Annotated in this window: 17 protein-coding genes and 1 riboswitch; all 17 genes read right to left on the reverse strand. The window is 57.4% G+C overall.

Going from position 1 to position 18,494, the window contains the following annotated elements; genetic code table 11:
• Positions 1-71: 71 nt before the first annotated feature.
• On the reverse strand, positions 72-764 hold the full coding sequence (locus M5M_RS10955) for a M48 family metallopeptidase (RefSeq protein ID WP_015047558.1): 693 nt from the start codon (positions 762-764) through the stop codon (positions 72-74).
• Entirely contained in the window at positions 761-1,192 is a 432-nt protein-coding gene (locus tag M5M_RS10960) for a hotdog fold thioesterase (RefSeq protein WP_015047559.1), read from the reverse strand. The genes M5M_RS10955 and M5M_RS10960 overlap by 4 nt, the downstream gene beginning before the upstream one ends.
• A gap of 3 nt (positions 1,193-1,195) precedes the next feature.
• Positions 1,196-1,843, reverse strand: a complete 648-nt coding sequence (locus M5M_RS10965; protein ID WP_015047560.1) for an MBL fold metallo-hydrolase — start codon at positions 1,841-1,843, stop codon at positions 1,196-1,198.
• A gap of 49 nt (positions 1,844-1,892) precedes the next feature.
• Complete coding sequence (locus tag M5M_RS10970; RefSeq protein WP_015047561.1) at positions 1,893-2,477, reverse strand: DUF4136 domain-containing protein; 585 nt, start codon at positions 2,475-2,477, stop codon at positions 1,893-1,895.
• 21 nt (positions 2,478-2,498) lie between these two features.
• Positions 2,499-4,385, reverse strand: a complete 1,887-nt coding sequence (gene parE, locus M5M_RS10975; protein ID WP_015047562.1) for a DNA topoisomerase IV subunit B — start codon at positions 4,383-4,385, stop codon at positions 2,499-2,501.
• A gap of 189 nt (positions 4,386-4,574) precedes the next feature.
• Positions 4,575-5,525 carry a phospholipase A gene (locus M5M_RS10980; protein ID WP_015047563.1) on the reverse strand — a complete coding sequence of 317 codons (951 nt, stop codon included), beginning with the start codon at positions 5,523-5,525 and terminating at the stop codon, positions 4,575-4,577.
• Positions 5,526-5,532: 7 nt separating this feature from the next.
• A complete protein-coding gene (locus M5M_RS10985; RefSeq protein ID WP_015047564.1) occupies positions 5,533-6,114 on the reverse strand; it encodes a YqiA/YcfP family alpha/beta fold hydrolase in 582 nt (193 codons plus the stop codon).
• A gap of 24 nt (positions 6,115-6,138) precedes the next feature.
• On the reverse strand, positions 6,139-6,951 hold the full coding sequence (gene cpdA, locus M5M_RS10990; protein ID WP_015047565.1) for a 3',5'-cyclic-AMP phosphodiesterase: 813 nt from the start codon (positions 6,949-6,951) through the stop codon (positions 6,139-6,141).
• Positions 6,952-6,976: 25 nt separating this feature from the next.
• The gene (locus tag M5M_RS10995) at positions 6,977-7,438 is read right to left on the reverse strand and encodes a DUF1249 domain-containing protein (RefSeq protein ID WP_015047566.1); all 462 of its coding nucleotides are present in this window, start codon (positions 7,436-7,438) and stop codon (positions 6,977-6,979) included.
• 73 nt (positions 7,439-7,511) lie between these two features.
• Complete coding sequence (locus M5M_RS11000) at positions 7,512-8,135, reverse strand: NUDIX domain-containing protein (RefSeq protein WP_015047567.1); 624 nt, start codon at positions 8,133-8,135, stop codon at positions 7,512-7,514.
• Positions 8,128-9,675, reverse strand: a complete 1,548-nt coding sequence (locus M5M_RS11005; protein ID WP_015047568.1) for an EAL domain-containing protein — start codon at positions 9,673-9,675, stop codon at positions 8,128-8,130. The genes M5M_RS11000 and M5M_RS11005 overlap by 8 nt, the downstream gene beginning before the upstream one ends.
• A gap of 34 nt (positions 9,676-9,709) precedes the next feature.
• Entirely contained in the window at positions 9,710-11,605 is a 1,896-nt protein-coding gene (gene thiC, locus M5M_RS11010) for a phosphomethylpyrimidine synthase ThiC (RefSeq protein WP_037433314.1), read from the reverse strand.
• Positions 11,598-12,458: a bifunctional hydroxymethylpyrimidine kinase/phosphomethylpyrimidine kinase gene (thiD, locus tag M5M_RS11015; protein ID WP_015047570.1), complete on the reverse strand. Its 861-nt coding sequence runs from the start codon at positions 12,456-12,458 to the stop codon at positions 11,598-11,600. The genes thiC and thiD overlap by 8 nt, the downstream gene beginning before the upstream one ends.
• Positions 12,459-12,511: 53 nt before the next feature.
• Positions 12,512-12,607, reverse strand: a riboswitch (TPP riboswitch).
• Positions 12,608-12,675: 68 nt separating this feature from the next.
• Positions 12,676-13,257 carry a DUF4136 domain-containing protein gene (locus M5M_RS11020; RefSeq protein WP_015047571.1) on the reverse strand — a complete coding sequence of 194 codons (582 nt, stop codon included), beginning with the start codon at positions 13,255-13,257 and terminating at the stop codon, positions 12,676-12,678.
• A 36-nt stretch (positions 13,258-13,293) separates the two neighbouring features.
• The gene (locus M5M_RS11025; RefSeq protein ID WP_015047572.1) at positions 13,294-13,947 is read right to left on the reverse strand and encodes a DUF3313 family protein; all 654 of its coding nucleotides are present in this window, start codon (positions 13,945-13,947) and stop codon (positions 13,294-13,296) included.
• A 124-nt stretch (positions 13,948-14,071) separates the two neighbouring features.
• Complete coding sequence (locus M5M_RS19550) at positions 14,072-16,693, reverse strand: TonB-dependent receptor (protein WP_015047573.1); 2,622 nt, start codon at positions 16,691-16,693, stop codon at positions 14,072-14,074.
• Positions 16,694-16,795: 102 nt separating this feature from the next.
• Positions 16,796-18,430: a GMC family oxidoreductase gene (locus M5M_RS11035; protein WP_015047574.1), complete on the reverse strand. Its 1,635-nt coding sequence runs from the start codon at positions 18,428-18,430 to the stop codon at positions 16,796-16,798.
• Positions 18,431-18,494 lie beyond the last annotated feature (64 nt).

Below are 18,494 nucleotides of genomic sequence, written 5' to 3' on the forward strand. Positions count from 1 at the left end.
CTCGTGCGGAATCATTATGCGCCGCTACTATAACCGAAGCGTGGAACCAAGGGGTCAAAAAACTTTCTGTTTCAGAAAAAAAGTGAATGGCCCTGCTCTTTGAGCCACCGGCGCGACGCTTTGTAATCCGGGCAATGCTCGGCCACCAGCGACCAGAACGCGGGACTGTGATTTGGCTCGCGCAGGTGACACACCTCATGCACCAACAGGTATTCGATCACCGGCAAAGGCGCTTGCATGATCAGCGGGTTGAACTGCAGCACTGCCCGACTGGTACAGTGACCCCATTTGGAGCGGGTCACCCGCACCTGCACCCGGCTGACCCGTTTACCCAAACGCGCGGCCAGCGCCGGCGCCCGTTCGGTAAACCACTGCAGGGCGCAGTCCGCATACCATTGCAGTAATTGCTCGCGCACCAAGGTCCGGGCATCGCGACGGGCGCGCGACGACAAGGTGATATGGATTGCACCCGGCTGGTGCTGTAACGACGACTCACGACCGCGCTGTACGGTCAGCACCTGGGCCTGGCCAAGCCAGTCAAACCGGTCACCGGTTTCAAAGCTGTGCTCCACCTCTGTGGCCAGACGTTCGGCCTGCAATTGCAGTTTGGCTTTGATCCAGCGCGACTTGCGAACCAGTAATGCATGCACTTCGGCATCGCTGACACCGCGCGGACGGCGCACGATGACCTGCCCGGCCCGCACCTGAATTGCCAGCGTCCGGCGCCGCGCCGAGGTGGCAATGGTGAGGGGGTAAGGGGTCATCCGCCGTGTCTGACGGCGGCAATGGTCAGGCGCGAGATACAGGTCAGTCGACCGCGTTCATCTTCCAGACGGATTTCCCACACCTGGGAAGTTTTGCCGATGTAGGCCGGCGTTGCGGTCCCTGTCACCAGGCCCTGGCTGACTCCGCGCACATGGTTGGCATTGATCTCCTGCCCCACGCAAAAATACTGCGCCGTATCCACCACCATATTGGCGGCCATGGAACCGAGGGTTTCTGCCAGCACCACACTCACGCCGCCGTGCAGGCGCCCCATGGGTTGTACGGTGCGGCTGTCCACCGGCACGGTGCCGCGGACAAAATCGGGACCCACTTCGGTGATGACGATCCCCAATTGCTCGGCCGCCGTATTGCGACCCATGTCATTCAATTGCTCAAGGCTGGCAGGGCTTTTCCAGATAGATTCCATGGCTTATCCAAACCGGTGATCGGCAACAAAAGGATTGTGTTTGCGCTCTTCGCCAAAACTGGACATGGGCCCGTGTCCGGGCACAAAGCGCACGCTGTCACCCAATGGCCAGAGTTGCGTGCGGATCGCATTGACCAGGGTATTGTAATCGCCACGGGGAAAGTCGGTGCGGCCAATGGAGCCAGCAAACAACACATCGCCCACCCAGGCCAATTGCTGGCCGGGATGGAAAAACACCACATGCCCGGGGGTGTGGCCAGGGCAGAACAAAACGTCGAGCGTTTCTTTGCCCACCCGGACCTGCTCGCCCGCTTCCAGCCAGCGGGTCGGCGTGAAATTTCCCACCGGCGGAAAGTTCATCATTTGCGCCTGCATCGGCAGCTGATCAATCCAGAAAGCGTCTTCGCGGTGTGGCCCGATGATCGGCCATTGGTATTTTTCCGCCAGCGCGGCAGTGCCGCCCACGTGGTCCAGGTGACCGTGGGTGAGCAGAATCTGTTTGACCGTGACGCCCACGTGCGCGACCGCCGCCTCAATCAGGTGCAGGTCACCGCCCGGATCAATCAAGGCCGCCTCGTTGGTCTGGTCACACCAGATCAGCGAACAGTTTTGTTGAAAGGGCGTGACGGGAATAATCTTGAATTGCAGCATCAATACTCAAACGGGCGCTCAACGCGCCCGCATCTCGTTCCATTAACGATTATTTTTCCGGCTGGGTGCCCGGTGGGAATTGGGCCAGAATGGTGGTTACCGCGTAGTTGATGGCATCAATCCGCTCTTGCTGGGTTTTCAGGTTACTGATTTTTGCACTCAGGGTACCGCGCCAGACGCTTTCATTGGATTTGGTATCGATCATATCGATGATCAATGTGCCTTCAGTGTATTCGTTCACGCGCACATCGGTGCCGTAACCCATGCCCATGCCCGGTCCACGGCCCCAGCAATTCCAACAGGAATTCACCCCCACGTTGTAGGTGCGGATATCCTGTTTGTCTTTGGTGGTCACGTGGTATGACACCAGCAAATCTGCCTTGGCTTTATCGGCCTCGAGCGTGAATTGCTTCAGCTTCATGGATTTATCCACCGCATTCTCGATGCGGTTGCGGGTGATGTCATCGGTCAGCGGCGTCATGTCGCGCAGCTTCGAACGATCGATAAAGTTGTACGTGTGGACTTTGCTGAAATCGAAATCCTGATTCCAGTCGCTGTCGGCTTTAGGCAGGCTGCTGCAACCTGCTACAGCAAACATGGCCGCGGCCACCAATAACGTTGCTAACTTGTTCATGCTTCCTCCGTTGGGCATGTATCAGGCAATATCTGCCAGGTTACCTTTCTGTTCCAGCCAGGCTTTCCGATCGCTCGCGCGTTTTTTCGCCAGCATCATATCCATCACCTGCAGGGTGTCGTCGCCATTGTCGACGAACAATTGCACCAGGCGGCGGGTATCGGGTGCCATCGTCGTTTCACGCAATTGCAGTGGGTTCATTTCACCCAGACCTTTAAAGCGCTGCACGTTGGGCTTGCCCTTTTTCTTTTCGGCCGTCAGACGATCCAGTATGCCCTGCTTTTCCGCTTCGTCGAGCGCGTAATACACTTCTTTACCGAGATCGATCCGGTACAGCGGCGGCATGGCTACAAACACGTGCCCCGCCATCACCAGTGGTTTGAAGTGCCGCACAAACAGAGCGCACAGCAGCGTGGCAATGTGCAGACCATCCGAGTCCGCATCGGCCAGAATACAGATCTTGTGATAACGCAATCCGCTCAGGTCGTCGCTGCCCGGATCCACGCCCAGGGCGACCGCAATATCGTGCACTTCCTGACTGGCCAGAATTTCCGCCGAGTCCACTTCCCAGGTGTTCAGAATTTTTCCGCGCAGGGGCATGATCGCCTGAAATTCACGATCGCGGGCCTGCTTGGCAGAACCACCGGCCGAATCCCCTTCCACCAGAAACAGTTCGCCGCGTTCGGGTTCGCCACTTGAACAATCAGCCAGTTTACCCGGCAGCGCCGGGCCTTGGGTGACGCGTTTGCGCGCCACTTTTTTGCTGGAGCGCACCCGTTTTTGTGCGTTGCTGATGCACACTTCGGCGAGTTTATCGCCATCTTCGGTGTGCTGATTAAGCCACAAACTGAAACTGTCTTTGGCCACGCCTGCGACAAAGGCCGCCGCCTCACGCGACGATAACCGCTCCTTCGTCTGGCCGGAAAACTGCGGGTCGTGGTGCTTGTAAGACAGTACGAAACAGCAGGGGTTCCAGATATCTTCCGGCGCCAGCTTGACCCCGCGCGGCAACAGATTACGGAACTCGCAGTATTCGCGCATGGCGTCCAACAAACCGGTACGCAGACCGTTTACGTGGGTGCCGCCTTGTGCGGTAGGAATCAGGTTGACGTAGCTTTCCTGAATGATTTCACCACCTTCGGGCAACCATTGCACGGCCCAATCGCACCCTTCTGTGGAGCCGGTAAAGCTGCCCACAAACGGTTGCGCCGGCAAGGTTTCCCAACCCTGAGTCGACGCATTCAGGTAATCGGACAGGCCGTCCTCGTAAAACCATTCATCGGTTTCACCGGCGATCTCGTCTTTGAAGGTGACTTTCAGGCCGGGGCACAAGACTGCTTTGGCGCGCAAAACATGGCGCAGGCGACTGACAGAAAATTTAAACGAATCAAAGTAAGACGGGTTCGGCAAAAAGTGCACACTGGTGCCGGTGTTGCGTTTACCGCAGGTATCCACCACGTGCAGGTCTTTGGTTTTTTCGCCGTTGGAAAACTCGATCTGATGGACTTCGCCATCGCGCCGGATGGTCACCACCAATCGCTCCGACAAGGCGTTCACCACCGATACACCCACCCCGTGCAAACCGCCCGAGAACTGGTAGTTTTTGTTGGAGAATTTGCCGCCCGCGTGCAAGGTGGACAAAATCACTTCCACGCCCGGTTTTTTCTGTTCGGGGTGAAGGTCAACAGGCATGCCGCGACCATCGTCCACCACCGTGAGCGAGTGATCTTTGTGCAGGATGACATCGATTTGCTTGGCGTGGCCGGCGAGCGCCTCATCCACAGAGTTATCGATCACCTCCTGCGCCAGATGGTTGGGGCGGGTGGTTTCTGTGTACATCCCCGGGCGTTTTTTGACCGGGTCCAGGCCTGTTAAGACCTCAATATCTTGGGCGTTGTAGTTCGACATCGGATACCGCGTGGTGGTTATTCTGGGGCCGGCTGGCGGAGCCGGCGCATTGCCGCACTATATCACAGGGCGCCGGCTCGGAAATGGCCTCTGCCGCTGCCGGCCGCCATCGGCACTGATCAATGCTTAACCGACAGCGGAGGCATGCAGACGCGGGCCCTGGCAGGCAGTTGAAAAACCCCTTGCCTGCTAGAGCCAGTCATTCAGCAAGATGCCGACGCCGATGCGATGATTGCGATGGTTATAATCGATCAGGCTTTCACCATAGCCGTAGTAATACTGCACGTAACCCTTGAACCGGCCGCCCACGGGGAAGGTCCAATCCAGCTGCACGGCGCCTTTATCCAGGCTTTTCAGGTTGCCCCTCAGCAAGGATGTAAAGATGCTACTGCCGTATTTATAGGTCAGTGTGATATCGCCGGAGCCCAGATAATCATCGATATCGGGATTGTCGTCACTGTCGGCATCTTCCGGGATGCGCCACCAGATGCGCGGATAAACGGCCAGATTGCCCCGGTCAAACAGCATGCTGCCCATCAGGCGGTTCCAGCTGCGGGAAAAATCGCCCGACCGGCCATTGGATTCATGGTTATAACCGAAGGCAAATCCCCGCACATTGAAGCCGGCAAATTCGGCGTCGGTCTTCCAGCGCAGAAACAATTCCGGCTCGAAGTTGGTTTCCCGGAACGGCGCGGAATCTGCGGCGTAGAGTTGCCACCAGCTTTGTTGGGTGTAGCCAGCCCACAGGTTGCCACCCAGCACGCCGCGCGCCACCAAGGCTTTCATCGACAACTGGAATTTCACTTCGGTGGGATTGATATCCTGCTCGGGATGATCCAGCGCCCAGATGTCCCGGTTGGGCGTGTGATTGTAGGACCCCACTAACAGGTAGTTGCGCCGGTACGCCGAAATTTCAAACGGGTTTTCCAACGCCTCTTCTTCAGCCATCAGCCGCCGCTTCAACGCCGCTTCAAGGTCGGTTTCATCATCGAGCTTTTTGATCGCCTGCAGGTTCTCACAGCTGGTGCGCAATTCACCTACTTCGGTCTCGTCCGCGGCGAGCGCGAGCTTGTCCAGCAGACATTGCTGCATGGGGCTCAGTTCTGCCTGTGCGGGCAATACCACGAGCCCGCTGAACATCAGGCCACTAAGGATTGTCCTGAGTAACAAAGTCGACTCCTTGTTGAATAAACCGGCTGAAGCCCTGAAAACTGTGGTCCCCGCCCGGCTCGATGGTTTGCCGGCAGCCGCGGTACTTTTCCACGGCCAACCGGTAATCCAGTGTCTCATCGCCGGTTTGGGCCAATAACCAGTAATTGTCGTGCCGTTTGATGACCGGCTGATGGTAGCGCGCCAATTCGGTCAGGTGCTGTTGCGTCAGTCGGTAACTGTCGCCCGTGTGGTAGTTCTCCACGTCACTGCCAATAAACTGCGGCAGCAGTTTCATCGGGTTGACCGAGGGATTGATCAGCAACGCTCGCATGCCCTGCGTTTCCACCAGCCAGGTGGCCCAGAAACCGCCCAGGGATGAGCCCATAACCCCCACCGGGCCGCTGGCCTGTTCGATAGATTCCAGCAGTATGCTGGCGGCCTGGTCCGGGTAAGGAGGAAGGTAGGGGCAAATGAACGCCAGATCGGGCCTGTGTTGCGCCAACCACTGCTGGGTTTCAACGGCCTTGGCGGATCGGGGCGAACTGAGAAATCCGTGAATGTAGAGCACACTCGGCATGGTCAGACCTTGGTTTGGGGAAACTCAGTAGCCGGGCGAGCTGAAATCGATGGGGTAGTTTTTGTGATCAATGCGCACCACGCCCGTCTCCAACCGGCCATCGGCATAGAGTTCCAGCCAGCGGTAGCCGGGCATGGCCGGGTCCAGCGCAAAGTCGTCGCTGTCGGGCAGAAACTGGATGCAGGTGGAGGGACTGGCGAGTAAGCGCATGTGCTTGCGGGGCCGGTCGACATTCTGGTGCACATGCCCCCAGATAACGCCTTTGACCTGGGCGAAGCGATCCACAATGTCAAAAAACGCCTGGTGCGAGCGCACGATGTACTGATCGATCCAGGCACTGCCGACGGGCACCGGCTGATGATGCATAAACACCAATGCCGGCCGGGCATCGGCATTGAGTTGCTGTTCCAGAAAGGCCAGTTCGGCCTGGTCCAGATTGCCGTACTCCTGGCCGGGCACATGCGAGCTCAGCAGTATGAATTGCCACTGGCCGGCATCAATCAACCGGATCCGTTGCTGGCCCGGCATCGCGTCGTACATGGCAGACGGCTCATCGTGATTGCCGGGGATCCAGGCGTGAGGCACCCGGGTCACCTTATCGAGCAGCGCCTGATAGCGGGCGTAAGAACCCACGTGACCATGGCTGGAAACATCACCGGTATTGATAATCAGATCGGCATCGTCCTGCGCCAGACGCACCAGAACATCTTTGAAGCTTTCGTCGGTGTTCAATCCCAACAGCTCTTCGCCGGGGTATTCGCCCAGGTGGCAGTCGGTGATTTGCAACAACCGCAGCGGGCGGTTGGCGGGGAAGGCGATGTTGTCCGGAAAATCCATTCTGGGTCTGCCAATCCTGTTGCGGCTAGCCGGTCAATTTAAGGTTTACCGGGGCTTTACCCTGCGCCAGGCACAACGCAAGCCATTCGCCCAAAAACCGGTTCAACTGGGCCTTTTCATCGGCCTGATACATTTTGCCATTGGGGTACTCGTAGCGCCCCTGATTGACCCTGTGGCGCTCGCAGGCAACCACTTCCGCCATGCGGGCATCGTGGTACATGCGCACTTTCAACGTTGGACTCTGGGTCCAGCGGCAGGGCCCCTGATGACGGGATAGTAGCACGGTGGTAGTAAATCTGGCACGTTCTTCGACATTCACCGACACATGCCAGTCATGCCCCACGGGCAGGCAGATGGAGAAACACCATTGATCGCGCGTGTCGAGGTCGTGCAGGAGTTTGCACAGGCGTAAATAGTTCATATCGCCCATAGCCTGTTGCGCAACCAGATCGACCTGGTAGCGACGGCGCTGTGCAAGATGGGCCATTTGAGCCATAAATTCCCGAAATCCCCGTAAATTCAGGCTAAGCATGGCACAGCTTGGGCGCAAACTCACCCTTTTAGCGCGATAACAGTGTGCCAGCTCTCACTTCGCGATGATTCAGCTGCAGCCACTGCAAACACAGCAGGGTAGCGGCATTGTTAAAACGGCTGGTGTACAGGTTGGCGAATACCTCGGCGGCGGGCGCCACATGCAGGCGGATATCCTCGTTCTCCTCGGGCAGACCAAAAACGCCGCCACCGGCACTCAGGTCGCATAGCGCACAGTAGAGATGCAGTTTCTCATCCGAACCGCCCGGACTGGAAAGATAGTTACAAATTGGGATCAGTTTGTGTGGCGTAAGGCCGGCTTCTTCCTGTATCTCACGGCCGATCACCGCCTCCGGTGTTTCGCCGGGTTCACTGATACCCGCCACCACCTCCAGGCACCAGGGACCGGTGGGCTCACTCAAAGCCCCGATGCGGAACTGCTCCACAAAGCCGATCTGGTCCAGCGCGGGGTCGTACAAAATGGCCGCCACCGCCGGCCCACGGACAAACAATTCCCGCGAAAACCATTGGCTCCACCCGCCGTTGAACAGCCGGTGCCGGAGCTTGATCAGATCCAGCCGGAAAAAGCCCTGGTAACCCGCTTGGCGGGTCTGGATTTCCACATCTTCTTTGGCGTACTGCGGTTTACTCATCGCTGACCCTTTCTATAAATCGTTCCGCCGGTAAGGGTTTATCAAACAGCCAGCCCTGGCCATATTGCACCCCCATGGCACTCAGACGCGCTCGCTGACCTTCTTGCTCAATGCCCTCTGCAAGCGTGTGCAAGCCCAGTGCCGATGCCATGCCGACGATGTGCGGCACCACACTGCCAGTGACCGATTCGGTATCCATGGCATCCACAAACGCCTTGTCGATTTTCAGCACATCAAGCGGGAATTTCTGCAAGTAACTGAGGCTGGAGTAACCGGTGCCAAAGTCGTCAATATAGATCGCGTGTCCCGCCTCGCGCAGGCGTATGACACGGGCGACACCTTGCGCGGAATCTATCAGGCATCGTTCGGTCAATTCAATCCTCACCTGTCCGGCAGGCAGCCTTCCAGGCGAGCACGTTGCCGCCAGCGCATCAAAAAACACATCGTCGGTGAGGTCGGGCTCGGTCACGTTGATCGACACATAAAGATCCGGGCGGGCGCGCAACACAGCGCCCAGATCCCGCTCGAGATTCTCCAGTACCTGAAGTGTGATGCCGCGAATTTTTCCACTCTCCTCCGCCAGAGGAATAAACAGATCAGGCCGGATCAGACTGCCATCCGGCTTGACCCAACGCACCAGAGCCTCTGCCCCGGTAATCCGCCCCGTCGCCAATTCCACGATTGGCTGGTAATAATTAACAAATTCGCCATTTTCAATCGCGTCGTCCATCACCCCCAGTAATGAATAACGGCTTTGTAACCAGCGCCGGACCCACCAGGCAATGGCACCGAACCCAGCACAGAACAACACCAGCAAATACACAAAATAATTTTCCGCACCTTTGCGTATGTACACCAGCGGCTCCACCGCCACCACCTGCAAAAATGCGTCACCCGCCGTTGCCGCCAGCCAATCCGGCAGGGGCTCCAGCGGGTCATAGCGCGCACCGTTGCTAACCGGGAACTGGGGCCAGGAGGCCAGCACGTGGAATTCGTTGTTCTGGGCTATCAGCAATGCCAGATTGCGCTGGGGATGGTCTGGCACCACATCGATCAGGTGCGAAGGATGGATTGCGACAATGAAGTGCCCAAAGGATACATACAGATATTCGGCGTGGGCAGCCAAGGGCGCACTGCCAGGCATCCAGATCCGGTTACCTTCGCGCCCGACAAAATCGTGCGGCGGCAAATCCACCGGTTGCCCCAGCTGACTCAGCATATTGGAACATTGGATTTGCGCCTCACGTGTGACCAGCACTTCCCGGACAAATTGGTGATCGTACACCAGCTCACGTAGTCGACGACGCATCTCCACGCTGCACAAAGGCATTGTCAGTGCATTGAGTTCACGCTCGGTTTTTTCCAACCCACGCAAAAGATTGCTCACCCGGGCCTGTGTCTGCATAACGAAGCGCTCGAGTTGCTGAGCCTGTTCATGCCGGGCCGCGGCGAGCGAGAACCACCAGGCCAGCAATACCGACGCAGCCAACAGCACAAAGACCGTCAACAATCCCTGGTACATCTTCTTGCCAGATACCATGTCGCTCTCCCTCGCCTGCAATTACTTGAGTGTATTACACCTTGCGATAGATTTCCGAACCCTGGGCGCGGAATTCCCGGGCTTTTGCTTTCATTTCAGCTTCCACATCCAGCAGCTTCACCACTTCCTCTTTCGGAGCCGCCATGCCCTGGGCGGCGGCGTAGTCGCGTACTTCCTGGGTGATTTTCATCGAACAGAATTTGGGGCCGCACATGGAGCAGAAATGCGCCACCTTGGCCGATTCCTTGGGCAAGGTTTCATCGTGATAACTGCGCGCCGTATCCGGATCCAGGCCGAGATTGAACTGATCCTCCCAGCGGAATTCGAACCGGGCTTTCGACAGGGCATTGTCGCGCAATTGCGCACCGGGATGCCCTTTGGCGAGATCGGCCGCATGCGCTGCAATTTTGTAGGTGATAATGCCCTCTTTCACATCGGCTTTATTGGGCAAGCCCAAGTGTTCTTTGGGCGTCACGTAGCACAGCATGGCGCAACCATACCAACCGATCATGGCCGCGCCGATGCCGGAGGTGATGTGGTCGTAGCCGGGCGCAATATCGGTGGTGAGCGGACCCAGTGTGTAGAAAGGCGCCTCGCCGCACTCGCGCAATTGCTTGTCCATGTTCTCTTTGATCAGGTGCATGGGCACATGCCCCGGACCCTCAATCATGGTTTGTACATCGTGTTGCCAGGCCACCTTGGTTAATTCGCCCAGGGTTTCCAGTTCGCCGAACTGAGCTTCGTCGTTGGCGTCGGCAATGGAACCGGGGCGCAGGCCGTCGCCCAGCGAGAAAGACACGTCGTAGGCCTTCATGATCTCGCAAATATCTTCGAAGTGGGTGTACAAAAAGTTTTCCCGATGATGCGCCAGACACCACTTGGCCATGATGGAGCCGCCGCGCGATACAATGCCGGTCACGCGCTTGGCGGTGAGCGGCACGTAACGCAGCAGTACACCGGCGTGAATAGTGAAGTAATCCACGCCCTGCTCGGCCTGCTCAATCAATGTGTCGCGGAAAATATCCCAGGTCAGGTCTTCGGCTATGCCGCCGACTTTTTCCAGCGCCTGATAGATCGGCACCGTGCCAATGGGTACGTGCGAATTGCGGATGATCCACTCGCGGGTTTCGTGAATGTTTTTACCGGTGGATAAATCCATGATGGTATCGGCGCCCCACCGGGTTCCCCAGGTCAGTTTGGCCACCTCTTCTTCGATGGAGGAACCGAGCGCAGAATTGCCGATATTGCCGTTGATTTTCACCAGAAAGTTGCGCCCGATAATCATCGGCTCCAACTCCGGGTGATTGATGTTGGCGGGGATAATGGCGCGCCCGCGCGCCACTTCGTTGCGCACAAATTCCGGCGTGATTTCGTCGGGTATGGCCGCACCGAAACTGTGACCGGCGTGTTGCTGTTCCAGCACGCCTAACGACCTGGCCTGCTGCAGGCTCATATTCTCGCGGATCGCAATGTATTCCATTTCAGGCGTGATGATGCCCTGACGGGCGTAGTGCATCTGGCTCACATTTTTACCCGGCAGCGCGCGCCTCGGTTGGCGCTGATGATCGAACCGCAACGCGGCCAGTTCATCATCCTGTAACCGGACATTGGTAAACGCAGAGCTGTTGCCGGCAAGCCTTTCGGTGTCAGCGCGCGCCTCAATCCACTGACCGCGCACATCGGGCAAACCTTTGCGCACATCAATCGCCACGGCCGGATCGGTGTAGGGGCCAGAGGTATCATAAACGCGTACGGGCGGATTGGTTTCGCCGCCAAAATCGGTGGGCGTATCCGCTAGGCTGATTTCACGCATGGGCACCTGTATACCCGCATGGGTTCCCTGCACAAAAATTTTCCGCGAGTTGGGAAAAGGTTGCACCGAGTCCTGGTCGACAGCCGCCACATCGGACAACTTTTTGGGTTCAGTCATGCTGTTCATCGTGTTCCTCTCGAGGGTATAGGGGATCGGGAAAATGCCAGAGCGGGCCTTTTCCTGCGTCAAAATCACCAATGGCGTAATGTTTGGACCGCGCCAGACAGGCGCGTTGAAATGTGATGGCGCTGGCCACTGCACGTGCGAGCGGTTGACCGCGCACCAGAAACGCGGCAATGGCACTCGCCAGCGTACAACCGGTGCCATGGCTATTGCGGGTATTGATCAACGGTGCGCGAAACCACACGGGCGCTGCACCCGGTTGCAGCAACAAATCCACAGCCTGATCAGCCCGGTGTCCGCCTTTGAGCAACACGGCTTGAGCACTCTGCTGCAACAATGTGGTGGCCTGGACCAGCATGTCGTTGTCGTCGCGCGCAACGGCCTGGCCGGTAAGCTGTGCGGCTTCCTGCAAATTCGGTGTAATCAGCGTGGCGCCCGCCAACAAGCGCGCGTAGGCCTGGTCGGGCGCGCCCGCAAACAGCGGACAACCCGCGCTGGCGCGCAAGGGGGTATCCACAATCCAGGGCACGCGGGCAAGTACCGGTTGCTGCCTCAGCGCATTCAGACATGCCACCTGTGACGGATCGGCCAGCATGCCGACTTTGACACAAGCGATCTGGTGATCGACCAACAAGGATTCGATTTGCGCGCGCAAGACCGCTGGCGGCACTGGGTGTACTTCAGTCACGCCCAGGCTGTTTTGCACGGTCAACGCCGACACGGCGGTCACTGCGTAGACCTGCAAGGCCGCAGCGGTTTTTAAATCAGCCTGGATTCCCGCACCGGCAGACGGATCGCTGCCTGCGATGCTGAGAAGCACGGGCTGCGGGTTTTGGACAATGGACATGAAGCCCTCGCAAAACGAGCAGCGGCTTCAAGAACAAGAAAAATGGGTGTATCACCCCGGACTGGCCTTGTTCCCTACGCCGGTACTAACCGGATCAGGTCAACGGGTCTATCTCAGCTCGGCTATGCCGGGCACCCCGCAAGTTGGCAGGCAGTCTAAAGAGCACAAAGGCCGCTGTAAAGCGGCCTTTGGCTGAATGGTTCATCCAATCATAAAATCACAGTGCTTTTGGCATTGAGCTCATGACCTTTTGTACCGCAAGGTCCAGACGTGCACGGCGCTGCTCATCGCTAAGCAGGTGATCTTCGTCCAGGAACACTTTAATGGCACCACGCCACAAGGCCTGCACGCTACCGGGGCGCGCCACAGCCACAATCAGCATGCCCTTGTGCAATTGGCTGTCGCGACCCAGGCTGGGATAGAGCCGGAACAATTCGCGCATTTCTTCGCTCAGCTTCTCATCGCCCACCTGTACGACGGCAATAATCCGATAGTCCACGTCCACGCCATGGCCCAATGTATAGCCTTTGCGGGTCAGGTTTTTCTCGATATCGGCCTGGATTAACTCGACGCCCTGGCTGTCTTCCGCGGTTTCTTCTTCGCCGACAAACACCACATCGGCAGTCCAGCTGATGGTGTCGCCACGGTTGGGCTTGAATTCAGGGTCGGTCACGCTGACCACGGAAAAAGCCGCCAGATCCGCTTTTTCCTTGGCCTGAGCGTCGGGCTGGGGCGCTTGCTGAGACGCGCAGGCACTGAGCAGTAATGTGGCCAATCCCGCCAGAAGATATTTTTGCATTGAGTTATCCCTAGGTTATTCGGTTCCGTGAATATGTTACTCGCCCTGGGGCTGGATGACATCCTCGATGTTGGTGCGCACAATGCGCGCCCAGGAGCCCATCAGCTGGTTTACCTGTGACCGCACCTGTACCGAGTTGATTTCGCGCCACTGACGGGTGGGCTCGCGTTTATCCGTGGCCTGCACCAGCAACTCGCCAGTCTTGCCATCCACAAAATCAAACTGAATGGTCATTTTGCCCGCCGTTTCGGCGTACACCCGGTTGCGACCGCTGGTTTCCATCAGACTGTCGGGCACATAAGTGGGCGCAATCTCCAACACCCGGGCTTTCAGCACCAGCGCACCTTCTTTGGCGGCGGGTTCTGCCACCAGAAAACCGTCTTCCGACAATTCACGGGTAAACGCTTTCTGGTAGAGCTCTTTCAATTGAGCAATACCTTTTTCCGACAGCGGCTTCTGATCGCGCTTGTGGGTATCGCGCGGGTATTTAATCTCTACACCGGTGAGATCCAGCGGCTCGACATAGATACCCGCGTAGCGGGACCAATCCACATCCGGCTTTTTATACACGGTGTCCAGGCGCTTGACCTTGACCTTTTCCATCCCTGCCGGAGCATCCGCATGGACCTGCGGAATCGCCAACACACAGCAGGCAACCAAGGGCATAACGAGGGTTTTCCAGACTTTCATAGCACTCTCCTGTTGGCGTTCAGCTATTGGATAATATGAGAGCGAAAGAGTTCCGGCAAATTTTGTCTTGATAGGCATAAAAAAGGGGGCAGAGCCCCCGTAAAAACATCACACGAAAACCGGGTCAGAATCGGTAGCGGCCGCGCAGCTCAAACGAACGCGGGGCTTCGACCATGTACTGGAAGGTGCCATTGAACAGGGGCGTATCGTTGACATAGCTCACCACTGTCTCGTTGGTGAGGTTTTTACCGATCAGTGAAATATCCCACTGCCCGTCCTGCGGACCAAAGATCAACGCGCCGTTAAGCTTGTGACTGGCATCCTGCAGCGCATTGGCGTCTAAATCCCCTGAACGATAGACCTCATCCATCCAGTTGAAATCCACATTGGCAGTAAGATCATACTGGCCGATTGGCTTCACATACTGGGTGGCCAGCGAGGCGGTCCATTGGGGCGTGTTTTCCGATGTGCCACCGGCCAGGTCATTGATACCGGCTGCCGCACAGGAGCCGTTGTTGTACAGCATGGCAGCACCGGCGGCTGCACCGAGACCGGCAGCCCCGCCCAGACTCAATCCGGCCTCATAGGCCGCCTGACGAGCGGCAGCAAATTGCGCGGCCGTACAGGCCTGGTTGGGGAACGCGTCAAATGTGAAATCCACGTAGCCGAGGCTCGCCATCAGGGTCAGGTTTTCAGTGGCGCGCCAGCGACCATCCAGTTCAACCCCCTGGCTGGTAGCCTTGGCCGCGTTCTGCACTTCGAAGGTGGTGCCACCGGTGAAAATGGCCGCCTGCAGGTCGTCAAACCGGGTATGGAAGATCGCGGCGTTGAGTTCTGCAGCGCCATCCAGCAAACGCAATTTGGAACCAATTTCGAAGGTGATCACGCGCTCTTCATCGAACGCCACGTCATTCGAATCAGCGCCCTGCCCCTGTGTTAATCCGGTGTAAAAACTATTGAAGCCGCCGGCTTTGAAACCGGTAGAGGCCGAGCCATACACCATCGTGGTGTCGTTCAGGTCGTGTTGCAGATTCAGCGACCAGGTCACACCACTTTCATCGCGCGACATACCCGGATCATCTTTGCTGAAGTTATGTGGAGTGAATTCCCCGGCCGCGGTCGCCAGACCAATAACAAACGGATTGGCCGTTGCGGTTTTATTGTTTTCACTGAAGTCTGTGGCGTAGGCTACATGGCTCGCCTCTTTGGTCTCGGCGGTATAGCGCAAGCCCGCCGTCAAGCGGGTGCTGTCGGTAAGGTGATAAGTACCCTGAGCGAACACCGCCCAGGTGCGGCTATCCTGGTCCAACATCAGATAGCGGTTGCCGCCATTGATACCCGCCTTGACCAACGGATCAAACGCCGCCGCCTGGCCGCAGGCGTTGGCAATAGCCGCCCCTTGTCCAAATCCGGCGCCGATTGCCGCGGCGGTTTGCGCCGCGGTAGTGCCTGCATCACCCGACACGAACACACTGTTGTAGTCCGCGCCTAACGCGGTCAGGCCATTAAAACAGGCGCCGTTCAGCAATGGCTGCAACGTCCCGGCATTGAAATAGCTCAGGCCGTCGGCCTCGAGATGGTTCTGCTGATAAAACGCACCCACAATGTATTCAAAGTCCCCGCCCACATCCGACGCAAGCCGCAACTCCACACTGGATTGATCGAAGGTTTCACTGTCATCAAATCGCACCGCATTGAGCGGGCCAAAGTCAGCGTCCAGGTAACGATCGTATTCATAGGCAGAATAGCCGCCCACAAAGGTCAGGATATGGCCCGATGCCAGCTGATGCTCAACGGTGAGCGAGGCCTCTGTAGTATCACCTTTCATGGTATTGTTGGAACCAAAATCCATTACGCCATTGGAGTCGTTGGCAAACCCGGTTGGGTTAGCGGGCGACTGGCCAAAGAACTCAAACGGCGGACGCACGGTATTGCCCATATCGGTGCGGTATTTCGCGCCACCTTCAACGCCAAACGCAGACAAACTGCCCGCCACCAGAATATCCCAGGGCAGGCCCTGTACATCAAAATTGCCGTGCTCGGCTTTTGCGGTCACCAGCGTGTTGTCGCTGGCATCCCATTCAAGGCTGATGCGTCCGGCGGTTTCTTCGGATACCGGCACGTCGTGGCTGTAGTGGACATTTTCCATCCAGCCCTTGTCCATGCGCCGGTCCTGAATCACCGCGCGTGCGCGCACAGTATCGGATAGCGCACCTGACACGTGACCTTTGACAAACGACTCTTCAAATTCCGGCGTATAACCCGCGCTCAGTTCACTTTCAAATTCCTCGGTGGGCTTGGCAGTGGTGATATTGAGTGCGCCGGCGATGGTGTTTTTACCGAACAAGGTCCCCTGCGGACCGCGCAAGACTTCTACCCGCTCCACGTCCAGAAACGCAAAACGCGACTGCACGCCACGACCGCGGTAAACGCCGTCGACAAATGTGCCCACTGATTGCTCAAAGCCCGCCTGATTGCCGGATTGAATACCGCGGATATTGATTTTGTCGCCCACCGGGTCTTTCACCACGGCAAAATTGGGTACGTAAGCGGCCAGGTCTTCAAAGCGTTGAATGCCGGCATCTTCCATGCGGGCCTGATCCAGGGCGGATACGGATATGGGGACTTCCTGCAACGTCTGGGGACGTTTTTGCGCAGTGACAGTGACTTCTTCCAAAACCAGATTCTGCGCCATCAACGGCGAACTGCTGATGCCTATGGCCAGAACGAGGGGTAATTTTTTCATGCCGTACTCTCATCATTATCGTTATCGGGAGTACTATTCTTAAAGGATTCTGGCGCCCGGATTTGACCCGGGGCGCCAACAATTTAGCAATTTACGCCAAAATCAGGCCGCGCTTTCTATCGCCGCTGTCGCGCCAGATTGCAATATCATGTCGGCCGCTTTTTCGGCGATCATAATGGTGGGTGCGTTGGTGTTTCCGCTGATCAAGGTGGGCATAATCGACGCGTCCACTACCCGAAGGTTGTCCAGACCGTGCACTTTCAGTTCAGCATCCACAACGGCCATAGCGTCACTGCCCATTTTGCACGTGCCCACCGGGTGGTACACATGGTTGGCTTTCATGCGCAGGAAGGTTTCTATTTCCGCATCGCTGTTGAGCTTATCGCCCGGATCGATTTCGCCATCAAAACTGAAATCCAGTGACTGGGCGCGGAACAAATCGCGCAGGATTTTTACGCCCTTGACCATGGCGCGGGTATCGCGCGGATCGCTCAGTAAATTCAGATCAATTCTGGGATCGTCTGCCGGGTTGCCGGAATTCAATGCCACACTGCCGCGGCTGTGTGGGCGTAAATAACACACGTGAACACTCATGCCGTATTTGAAATAGTAGGCGGGATTACGGCCGTGGTCATCCATTGCCAGCGGGGTAATGTGCAGCTGTAAATCGGGCGTGGGTACACTGTCATCGCTTTTGATAAAGGCGCCGGCCTCAGCAATGGTGGATGACAACATGCCGTCCCGGCGGAAAATATAGCGGAACAAATCGCGCACATTGCGCAGCATCTGCAATGGCCGCAATACCCCCCACGAGGTGGCGGTTTTATCTTTGGCGACCACCAGCACGTCCACGTGTTCCTGCAGATTTTCACCCACACCGGGCAGCTCATGCACCTGAGAGATACCGTGGGCAGCCAGCTTGTCGGCGGGGCCTACACCCGAGAGCAACAACAACTGGGGCGAACCAAAAGCGCCACCGGAGAGGATGACTTCGCGATCGGCATGAATGGTGTAAAGGCTGCCGTCGTGCTCCACTTCCACGCCCACCGCGCGCTTGCCCTCGAACAGGATTTTGTGGGTACGGGTATGGGTCATCACCGTCAGGTTCCGTCGCTCAGCCAACACCGGGTGCAGGTAGGCAGCAGCGGCCGAGTGGCGCTGGCCGTTTTTCTGCGTGGTCTGGTACCAACCAAAGCCTTCCTGGCTGGCACCATTGAAGTCGTCGTTGCGCGGGTAACCCATTTCGGCACCGGCATCGATAAACGCCTGGCACAAGGGGTGATGGTTACGGATTTCAGCCACGTTGAGCGGACCGCCAACCCCGTGCCACTGATTCTCGCCACGCTCCTGGTTCTGGGCTTTGCGGAAATAGGGCAACACGTCCTGAAAGGACCAGCCTGCATTGCCTGCCGCCGCCCATGCATCGTAATCCTCGGCCTGTCCTCGCACGTACAGCATGGCGTTGATGGAGCTGCTGCCTCCCAGCGTTTTGCCACGCGGGCAATAGATTTCGCGATTGCCCATGGTGGGCTGGGGTGGGGTATTGAATTTCCAGTTGAACAGGCCACCCGCCAGCGCGGCGATTACGCCCATGGGGGTGTATACCAGCGGGTTGCGGTCACTGCCGCCCGCCTCTATCAGGCACACCTGCACATCCGGATCGGCTGATAAACGGTTGGCCAGTACACAGCCGGCAGAACCCGCACCGACAATTACGTAATCGAAACGCTTGGTCATTGTTATTCTCCAGTTCGCTTAAGTAATACAAGCCATCCAAACGACCACAGGCTCGCCCATTGCC

Origin of the sequence: Simiduia agarivorans SA1 = DSM 21679 (assembly GCF_000305785.2) — a bacterium.
Taxonomy (GTDB): domain Bacteria; phylum Pseudomonadota; class Gammaproteobacteria; order Pseudomonadales; family Cellvibrionaceae; genus Simiduia; species Simiduia agarivorans.